At 65.1% G+C, this 7,686-nt stretch carries 11 protein-coding genes and 1 pseudogene; 10 read left to right on the forward strand and 2 right to left on the reverse strand.

The genetic code is table 11. From position 1 onward, the window contains the following. Window positions 1-371: TatD family hydrolase (locus Q7W02_16780; protein MDO8477815.1), on the forward strand; the 371-nt coding region annotated here is incomplete at its 5' end. A gap of 22 nt (window positions 372-393) precedes the next feature. Next, window positions 394-1,173, forward strand: coding sequence for an enoyl-CoA hydratase-related protein (locus tag Q7W02_16785; GenBank protein MDO8477816.1), 780 nt, complete (start codon window positions 394-396; stop codon window positions 1,171-1,173). 252 nt (window positions 1,174-1,425) lie between these two features. On the opposite strand, the gene Q7W02_16790 is transcribed toward Q7W02_16785, so the two are convergent. Both Q7W02_16790 and Q7W02_16795 read right to left on the reverse strand, forming a co-directional pair. Further along, window positions 1,426-1,695 (reverse strand): DUF2007 domain-containing protein, encoded by a 270-nt coding sequence (locus Q7W02_16790; GenBank protein ID MDO8477817.1) that lies wholly within the window; start codon window positions 1,693-1,695, stop codon window positions 1,426-1,428. Then, window positions 1,692-2,561 (reverse strand): polysaccharide deacetylase family protein, encoded by an 870-nt coding sequence (locus tag Q7W02_16795; GenBank protein ID MDO8477818.1) that lies wholly within the window; start codon window positions 2,559-2,561, stop codon window positions 1,692-1,694. Before Q7W02_16795 ends, Q7W02_16790 begins: the two co-directional genes overlap by 4 nt. Before the next feature lie 51 nt (window positions 2,562-2,612). On the opposite strand from Q7W02_16795, the gene Q7W02_16800 reads away from it, so the two are divergent. The 8 genes and pseudogenes from Q7W02_16800 to Q7W02_16835 all read left to right on the forward strand — a co-directional run. Further along, a complete protein-coding gene (locus Q7W02_16800; protein ID MDO8477819.1) occupies window positions 2,613-3,617 on the forward strand; it encodes an amidohydrolase family protein in 1,005 nt (334 codons plus the stop codon). A 55-nt stretch (window positions 3,618-3,672) separates the two neighbouring features. Beyond that, window positions 3,673-3,810, forward strand: a pseudogene (locus Q7W02_16805) (tyrosine-type recombinase/integrase). Between the two features lie 268 nt (window positions 3,811-4,078). Further along, window positions 4,079-4,921, forward strand: coding sequence for a hypothetical protein (locus Q7W02_16810; protein ID MDO8477820.1), 843 nt, complete (start codon window positions 4,079-4,081; stop codon window positions 4,919-4,921). A 150-nt stretch (window positions 4,922-5,071) separates the two neighbouring features. Beyond that, window positions 5,072-5,467, forward strand: coding sequence for a hypothetical protein (locus Q7W02_16815; GenBank protein MDO8477821.1), 396 nt, complete (start codon window positions 5,072-5,074; stop codon window positions 5,465-5,467). A gap of 126 nt (window positions 5,468-5,593) precedes the next feature. Continuing rightward, a complete protein-coding gene (locus Q7W02_16820) occupies window positions 5,594-6,004 on the forward strand; it encodes a hypothetical protein (protein MDO8477822.1) in 411 nt (136 codons plus the stop codon). Window positions 6,005-6,119: 115 nt separating this feature from the next. Beyond that, window positions 6,120-6,731 carry a toll/interleukin-1 receptor domain-containing protein gene (locus Q7W02_16825; GenBank protein ID MDO8477823.1) on the forward strand — a complete coding sequence of 204 codons (612 nt, stop codon included), beginning with the start codon at window positions 6,120-6,122 and terminating at the stop codon, window positions 6,729-6,731. Window positions 6,732-6,880: 149 nt separating this feature from the next. Beyond that, window positions 6,881-7,420 carry a hypothetical protein gene (locus tag Q7W02_16830; protein MDO8477824.1) on the forward strand — a complete coding sequence of 180 codons (540 nt, stop codon included), beginning with the start codon at window positions 6,881-6,883 and terminating at the stop codon, window positions 7,418-7,420. Window positions 7,421-7,561: 141 nt separating this feature from the next. Next, window positions 7,562-7,686: toxin (locus Q7W02_16835; protein MDO8477825.1), on the forward strand; the 125-nt coding region annotated here is incomplete at its 3' end.

Consider the following 7,686-nt stretch of genomic DNA (forward strand, 5'->3'; position numbering starts at 1 on the left):
AGACGCTCGCGGTACTCGGCGAGGAGCGGGCGGGGGAGCACGGCGGCGTCATGCACTGCTTCTCGGGGGACGTGGAGATCGCGCGGCGCTGCCTCGACCTGGGGCTCTACATCTCGCTGGCGGGGCCGGTAACCTACAAGAACGCCCGCGCCCTACCGGAGGTCGCCCGCTTCGTCCCCTGGGACCGATTGGTGATCGAGACGGACTGCCCGTACCTGCCGCCCACGCCGCACCGCGGGAAGCGCAACGAGCCCGCCTATGTGGCGCTGACAGCGGCTTGCATCGCAGAGCTCCGCGGCGCCGACCCCGAGGCGCTCTGCGATGCGCTCACGGCCAATGCGGCCAAGCTTTTCGGTATCACGCTGACCTAACCCGTTTCACGGAGGCTCGACCATGCCCTACGCCGACATCCTGTACGAGGTCAAGAACCAGATCGCGTGGCTAACCATCAACCGCCCCGACAAGGGCAATGGCTTCCGGCGCGAGACCGTGCTGGAGCTGATCGCCGCGCTCAACGAGGCGCGCAACGACGCGGGCGTGCGCGTGGTCGTGCTGACCGGCGCGGGCGACCGCTTCTTCTGCATCGGCGGCGAGAAGGAGCCCAACGACGGCCAGCTCCACTACCACAACACGCCGCCCGTCGTGGACCTCTACGGCCTCATCGACCTGATGCCCGTACCCGTCATCGCCATGGTCAACGGCTTCGCCGTGGGCGGCGGCAACGTGCTCGCCAACATGTGCGACCTGACGGTGGCGAGCGATCAGGCGACCTTCCGGCAGGTGGGGCCGATGATGGGCTCCTACGACGCGGGCTTCGGCACCTGGTACCTGGAAGACTCGGTGGGCAGAAAGCGCGCCAAGGAGATCTGGTACCTCAACCGCAAGTACGGCGCGAAGGAAGCGCAGGCGATGGGCCTCGTCAACGAGGTGGCGCCGCACGCGGAGCTGCGCGCGCGGACCGAGGCGATCTGCGAGGAGCTGAAGAAGCGCGGCCCGCAGGCGCTCGCCGCGCTCAAGGCCGCCTTCCACGCGCGCCACAACGGCGCGTTCGGCATGAGCCGTGTCACCATCGACCACCTCGTGGCGAACTACTATCACACGGACGAGGCGAAGGAGATGGGCCGCGCCTTCAACGACAAGAATGACCCGAATCCGGAGACGTTCTACCGCTAGCAGGCGGCCGATAAGGGCCCATCTGCGCCATTTAGCAAGAAGACTCTTGGGGCGCCCTCGGCCGCACGCTCGTGGCCGTTCGAGCTGAGGGGCGGAGTCCAGAGGCGAGGGCTGAGACAGTCGTACGCCTCGCGTGCGGAATCAACCCAGCCCTCGTCTCGCGACGGCACAGGCCGTCGCTCACCTCGGACAGCGGGGCGCCGCCTCGCATCTGGACCTTTTTGAGCCGCCTGCGAGTTGCTCAGCAGCTCGCTAGGTCTGCGCGAGGAGCGACAGGGCGCGGTCGGCGTCGGCGGCGGCGACGAATAGGGATACCGCGCCCGCGTCGCCGACGCTGAACGGATGCACGGATTGGACGAGCTGCCCGCGCATCACCGCGGGGATGCCGTGACCGTCGAGCAGCGCGCGCACCACGAGGGCCTCGGCCTGGTCGCGGCACCGGCGAACCTCGACCAGGACGGGCGCAGGCTCAGCCGCGGGCTGGCGCCTCGGAAACTGGATGACCTTGCCCCGGCGTGTCATCGCCCGGCCTTGTACCACTCGTAGATGTCCTCGCCGGTGGTGAACCAGACGCCCTTTTTCTTCCGCATGTAGTCGTAGATCGCCTCGAAGTACTTGATTCGGTGCGGCACGCCCGAGATGTAGGGATGCACGGCGAGGGCCATCACGCGCGGGTTCCTGGCACCCTCGGCGTAGAGCCGGTCGAACTGGTCCTTCGCGCGCTGGAGCCACTCGGATGACGTGTGGTGCTGGATCACCATCATCGGGATGTCGTTGAGCTCGATCGTGTACGGCACCGAGACGAGCGGGCCCGCCGTCGTGCGGATCTCGTAGGGCTGGTCGTCGTTGACCCAGTCGGAGACGTACTCGATCCCCTCCTGGGCGAGGTAGTCGAGCGTCTCCCAGGTCTCGGTCAGTCCCGGGCCCAGCCAGCCCTTGGGCTTCTTGCCGGTGAACTTCCTGAGCATCTCGACGGACTGGCGGATGGCCGCGCGCTGGTCCGGCAGGAGGTGCATCGCGCCCTGGATCACGCCGTGCGCCATGAACTCCCACCCGGCGTCGAGCATCGCCTTGGCCACGGGCGTGTACGACTCGACCACGTGGGCGTTGATCGACGTGGTCGCGCGGATCTTGCGCTTGGCGAGCGCCTCGTAGAGCCGCCAGAAGCCCACGCGCATCCCGTAGTCGTGCCACGCCCAGTTCGGCACGTCGGGGACGGTGCTGACGCCCTGCGGCGCCGTCAGGTACTGGCGGGCCATCGGCTTCTCGATGTCCCACTCTTCGATGTTGACGATCGTCCAGACGGCGATGCGCGCGCCCTTGGGCAGCGTCCACGGGCGGCGGCTCGTGATCGGTGAGTAGTCGAAGCGCTCGCGGGGGAGTCTCACAGCAACCTTGAGATTACCATCGCCTGAGCATTAAGGGTAGAATCCCGGCCCATGACCAAGCCCCTCGGCATCGACGTCCACGCCCACTTTTTCCCCGAGACCTTCATCCGCGTCGTCGAGGAGGCCGGCGCGTCGTTCGGCGCCGGCGTGGACCGCTCGAACCCGAAAGGCCCCGCCCTCGTGGTCGGCGCATCGCGCACGCCGCCGCTCGAGGCGCGCTACTGGGACCTCGATCTCCGCATCCGCTCGATGAACCGCCAGGGCGTGGCCGTCCAGGCGCTCTCGCTCACCGTCCCGATGGTGTACTGGGCCGACGGCGCGACCGGCTCGCGCCTTGCAGCATCCTTCAACGACGCCGCGAGCGCGGCGCACGTCGCGCACCCGGACCGCTTCGTCGGCTGCGCCATGCTGCCCATGCAGGATACGGCGCGGGCGCTCGCCGAGCTCGAGCGCGCGGCCAAGCTGCCCGGCATCAAGGGCGTCTACATGGGCACCAATGTCGGCGGCCGCGAGCTGTCCGACCCGGCGTTCTTCCCGGTCTTCGAGCGCGCGGCGGCGCTCAGGCTGCCCGTGCTGCTGCATCCCCTCCGCGTGGTCGGCGCCGAGCGGTTGGCGCCCTTCTACCTCGGCAACCTCCTCGGCAACCCGTTCGACACCGCGATCGCTGCCGCGCACCTGGTGTTCGGAGGCGTCCTCGACCGGCTGCCGAAGCTCGAAGTCTGCCTGCCCCACGCGGGCGGCGCCATGCCGTACCTCCACGGCCGTCTCCGTCACGGCCAGGGCGTGAGGCCGGAGACGAAAGACCGGGCGAAGAAACCCTTCAGCGCCTATCTCCGTCGCTTCAGCTACGACATCATCAGCCACGACGCGGGCGCACTTCGCTACCTCGTCGACACGGTCGGGGCGGACCGCGTGATGCTCGGTACCGACTTCTGCTTCGACATGGGGTACGAGCGGCCGCTCGCGATCATCCAGGCCAAGGCGACGGGGCTCAGCCGGAAGGACCAGGACCGCGTCGTCCGCGGGAACGCCGCCCGCCTGCTGCGCCTGAGTTAGGCGCGTGCGTAGCCGGCATAAACGCCATTATCGGATCGGGCCGGCGCCGGCGGGGGAAGACGGCCACGACATCCGCACCGTCCAGGAGCTGCTGGGGCACCGGGACGTGACCACCACCATGATCTACACCCACGTCCTCAATCGCGGGCCGGTCGCGGTGAGGAGCCCGGCGGACCGGATGTTCGGCCCATGACCTCGCCGGCGGCCTCGGAGAGTATACGCAGCGGGATAAGCTGCGCGACGTTGCAGCCTATCCCGGCCCGCGAGGGCCGCTCCATCAGGCGCAAATGGTTGGATCGATGGGCCGCCGAGCCAGGAGAAGCGGTCGACTCGAGATTGGTATACGCTGCAGGAGCTCGCAGGGGTTGCGGTATTACGCAGATCAGCGTATCCAGTGGCCGAATTGTAGTTAGGCGACGCACCGATCGCCCCGGGAACGAGGGAAGGGAGAGAGCGCGGAGATGAATGAGGAGTACATCCTGCGGAGCCTCCGGGCCACGTACCGCCAGCTCGTTGAGGGCCTGACGCGGAGGGTGCGTTGGATAACCCGAACCCTGGGTTTGCTCGTCATCGTTCTCTTCGCTGTCCACCTTCGCTTCCCTGAGGCTCTGCCACATGTCTTGAGACTGAGCCTCTCTCAGATGGTCTTCATCGACCTGCTACTCCTCGTCGCCGAGAGAGTGCTCGTAGTGGAGCAGGCGCTCGCGGCTGAACTCGAACGTCGTCGGCAGGTATGGATCCATCGCCAGCGGAAGGACGCGTACGAGCACTTTCGGAACCTCCTCCGCGAGCGCGGGCCGATCGTCAAGCGGCTGGACCTCCTCCAGTTCAGCGGTGTGACCGCCCTGCCACTGGTCGAAGAGGCAGCAAGAGCCTGCCGCGGTGCACACGTTCGGATGCTGATCGTGAAGCCAGAACGGGCGGACGAGTACGACGAAAAGGGATTCCATCGCACTCGAATTGAGCATACTCTTCAGGCGCTCCGCGTGCTCTTTGAGGAGCAGCCGCGCCTGACCGTTGACGTTTGGTATTACAGCACGCCGCTGGCAATATCTGGCGTCCTTGTTGACAATGTGCTGGTCTGCTCAGGCTGGTACCACGTCTTTCCCAGCCCTCAACTCAATGACCGGCTGTCGATTCGGGGTCACATTACGCCAGCGATCACAGCGGCAGATGTCTCGGCCGAACCCCTGCTCTCAATGGTTCGGGCTCAGTTTGAGGCAGTCCTCCGCGTCGCAGAGCACGCCCTCCATCTGGCACCACAAACAGGCGATTCCGCCCCACTCGAGAAAGGCGTCGCCTAACATGGCCATGCACCCGACGGTCTCGGGCGTCACGCCGCTTGCGAACGGCGGCAAGCGGCGCGCCGCCCGGCCCGCGGGTGATGGCCGGCGTTATGCCGAGCAGCGGCCGGTGAGAGACCAAGTGACGGCCAGGAAGGACGGAAGACAGGCATGAGCAGCCAGGCGTTCAGGGGGCTCGTAGTTGCTGCCGTCTTGCTCTCACCCCTCCTCTCGGCGGGCGCATCCTCACATACGGAGGTAAAGGCTGTCGACGTCAAGCAAGTCCAAGGCACGTGGCGGGGGAAGCAGACAGATCGCTTCGGCACTGGCGAAGTTGAATGGGTGGTCGGCGGCGGCGAGGTTGCCGTCTCAGTCCGCCACGCCGACAGAAGTTACACTGCGAACGGCACACTCAGCGTGTGGAAAGGGCAGTTCTTCTGGAACGCGCCGCGCTCTCGCGGCGAGGTTCTGCTTTATGAAGCCGATGGCAAGCGGTGGCTGAAGTACAGCCTGATGGGTACGACATCGGGCGTGCCGATCGTGGGCGAGGTGCAGGAGGTGAAGTGACGACAAGATCGGCGCGCTCGAGAACCGTGTGGCAGTCTGCGGACGGTCACCGGCCTAACTTCGGCATGCAGCCGACGGCGCTTCGCGCCGCGGCTGATACCGCGCGTTAGGCTTCACGAGGGGATCGTGAAGAAGGCCGAACGAAGCGTACCTCGCAGCCCCGAGGCGTGGCTCGAAGAGATTCGAGCGGCATATGCGGACGCTCAAGAAGCCATTCCCTTCGGGCCCGTCGTAGGTGTTCGTTTTGGGGCGCGGGAGCTGTTTCATCTTGCACCCGCGGTCGCGGTGAAGTTTCGACGCTTTCCCTCTCGCTCAGCCGCGCTGAAGCGGGCGACGGAGGCAGCGTTGACCAGCTACGTTGCAAACCTGGACAGCCAGGCAGCGACGCTGTCTGATCCTCGGCTGGCGTTCGCCTTCTCCTACTTGGCGAGTCATTTCGGGTTGGGGCTGGTCGACATGGCCACGGTCGAGACGGTGATGGGGTTCGTGGAACGCCACAAGGGGCAACTGAGTGCGACTGGACCGCGTGAAGCTTAACCTGCGGGTGAACCTGTCGGTCTGGCCTGTCACGGCCCGTGCAAAGAACGCACGGTCCGCGCCACCCCGGCCCGCGGGTTACCCGCGCCGTTAGACGGCAGAGCTTGAGAGCGTTATGAAGACCTTTATCAGTCACGCACAAAAGGATCATGGGCTCGTCCATGCGCTGGCAGGAGCCCTTCACGAAGCAGGCATTGAGCCTGTTGTCGCCGCACGTCGCCTCATGCCCGGCACTCGACTAGACGAGAAGGTTCAACGACTCATTGAGGAAGCCGACTGCGTTGTGGTTCTTGGTACGCCTGCTGCCGCTACAAGTCGCTGGGTGCAACAGGAGATCGGTTGTGCGAAGGCCCTCGGTCGGTATATCGTGCCGTTGAAGACGCGAGGAACTCGGTTGGCGGCCATGCTGGAAGGGCTCGAGTACTACGTCTTCAGCAGGAAGGACATCGCATCCGACTTCAGCCGAGTCGCAAGCGTATTGCGGCAGTGGGCAATCGACCGCAAGATCAAAATCTCGCCTGAGACAGATTCGCCTGAGATCGATAACGTCTTCCAGATTCTCCACCTGCCCCACCCGTTGCTCTGCCGCAAGTGCAAGCACGTCGACAATCACGTAGCCGTTTGCCTTCTGTGCGGTGAGTGGTTGTGTGAGTGTGGCGCCATCATCCAGCCCGACTCCCGCGCCTTGCCGGAGGCCAGGAGCCGGCGTGGGCGAATACATAAATGAGCCGTCTAACAGCAGGCTTGAGCGGACCAGCTACGCTGGCCGCTCAGCCTGAACGTTAGACGGATCCGGGGACCAGCACGGTGAGGCCGGACGATACTAGTCGCGCGCCAGATATTGAAGGAAAGCTGCGCCACTTCAATCGGGTCCTGATGTCCTACGTCGACTTTCAGCAGGCAGCGGGCATCGCTGGCTACGTACTCTCCGAGAATCTCCACGTCCGATATCCAGAGGGCCGGTTCATCCTTCAAGGCTTAAACTGCGGCATGATCGTGGCGTACTGCAGACCGTTCTCCGGAAACGATCGCGGCGCCGACATCAAGATTCCTGACCTACCAGCAAGGGTCCTCAAAACGCTCAGCCTGGAGGAACGAGAGCTCCACGCGACAGTCATGGAGGATCGCAACACGGTCCTCGCCCATTCCGATTCGCAGGCATGGCAGCCACAGCCGATCCTCTATCGCCTGCGCGGCCAAGACAGACTGTTCCCGGTGTTCAATGACGCCCATGCTCCACTGACGCGAGAGGCTACCGAGAGATTCCTTGGCATGTGCCGGAAGCTCATGAAAGCCTGTTTCGACGAGCGCCTCCGTCTAGAGCCCGAACTCCGGCCGTATCTTCCCGTAGTCGAATGCTCCGAGGAGGACCTTAAGCGAGTCGAAAAGAAGATAGGCGCGGAATGGCCCACGTGAGCGGTCTTCCGTCCAACATCACGCTTGAGCAGCCGGCTGGCTCGCGTTCGCTCGCCGCCGCTGCTCAGCGTGGACGTTAGCCGCGACGACGGTGCACAAGCTGGTGATGACAAAAGGCACACGACCTAGTACACTTGCCACGTGAGGAGGTTCCGCTGGAACCCCGAGAAGAACGAAGCACTGAAGGCAGAACCGGGAATCTCATTTGAGCGGATCGTACTTGCCATCGAGGACGGCGATGTCTTGGATGTACTGCGGCATCCTAA

This window comes from Candidatus Rokuibacteriota bacterium (assembly GCA_030647435.1).
Taxonomy (GTDB): domain Bacteria; phylum Methylomirabilota; class Methylomirabilia; order Rokubacteriales; family CSP1-6; genus AR37.